Here is a 1,201-nt window from a genome sequence, read left to right as displayed (position 1 = left end):
AGAAGATCCAAACCGACCAATTGAAGAAGTCTATGGCAAGGAACGCATAGAAAAAATCAGAAACGGCGATGATTTCTGCATGTATGAATACAAAACCGATAAAAGCGGAAAAATAAAAAGTATCAAACTGGAAGGAAGACCAGAAGACTGCAAAAGCCTCCTGAACTACTTCATGATTAAAAACAAAGACAAACTAAAATGACATACTCAGCGTTTGGTATGTCATTTCATTAGTGCAGCATTATGTGTGTTATGTTACGGGCTCTCACTTCAAAGCGATTCTCTTTCCTGGCATGTACGGCAAGCCGACAATGAGCAAGTCTCTCGCCCACCCTTTGCGCGTTCTAGGCCAAAGGCGAACCACTCAACATAACACTCACCCATAATGCGCACTAAGGATAAGGGTTAAGGTGCTCGAAAAGCCTATCCCAAAGCACATACCAAACAAAGCTCAAAAAGAACCAAAACGGTGAATGCCACCATGAAAACTCATAGGCATCTATCCAAGCGATAATTGAATCAATCATAAATAAGTCCTGTGTGAACGTGCCAAAGATTGGCTGTGTACATGTTCCGCTTCCTCGAAGCGATTTTCGCAAGCTCAATATCACTTCTTGCGGCGAGCGGTCTAACTAGAGGTTGCCCATCTAAATAGCATTATTGTTCCCCAAATGCAGAAGCCCCAGAACAAAGCCCAAAGAATGTTTATCAGCATTGCTATATCTGAACAGGAACGTTTTGCTGAAGAATGTCAGTTGGCTTTTCGCGTTGGCCGCAAGTGAAGATCCTTTCTGAATCTTCCCAAGTTACCCGATAGACACAATCTGAAAGAATCTCGAACTGGTAGCCAATATCAACCAAATCTGTATGGTCGAAACTGAAAAGCTTATCCGTACCATCGTAAACATCGATGTATATCTTGTAGAAAGTCAGGTCACGGTTTAGCTCTGCCATTGATTTCAACCTAGTTCTAAGCGCTATTTGCTTAGCGTAACCAGTGATAAAAAAGTCGTAACCATCTAAAGGACCAAAACCGGAACTGTTCTTTTTCTTGGGTGAAGTCTCCGTTCCTTGAGCTGTTGGCGTGCCAGCTGGAATTTCGACGTTAACATTTTGCTGCTTTACTGGTTCCGGTGCTTTTTCGGGTTCAGGCCACCACGCCATGATGTTGATAGGCAAACCAACACCCAAAAGCAAAGCG

1 protein-coding gene and 1 pseudogene are annotated in these 1,201 nt (G+C 43.1%); one reads left to right on the top strand and one right to left on the bottom strand.

The window, feature by feature from the left end; genetic code table 11:
• Positions 1-202 (top strand): hypothetical protein (locus R8N46_RS24975; protein ID WP_318189744.1); only part of this gene is annotated, 202 nt, incomplete at its 5' end.
• A gap of 515 nt (positions 203-717) precedes the next feature.
• Here the strand turns inward: R8N46_RS24975 and R8N46_RS24970 are convergent.
• Positions 718-1,201, bottom strand: a pseudogene (locus tag R8N46_RS24970) (assembly protein); the annotation flags it as partial.

Origin of the sequence: Vibrio sp. 1874 (assembly GCF_033344395.1) — a bacterium.
Taxonomy (GTDB): Bacteria; Pseudomonadota; Gammaproteobacteria; order Enterobacterales; family Vibrionaceae; genus Vibrio; species Vibrio alginolyticus.
Note: the sequence above shows the minus strand (reverse complement) of the source record. Positions and strands in the feature narration are given on the sequence as shown.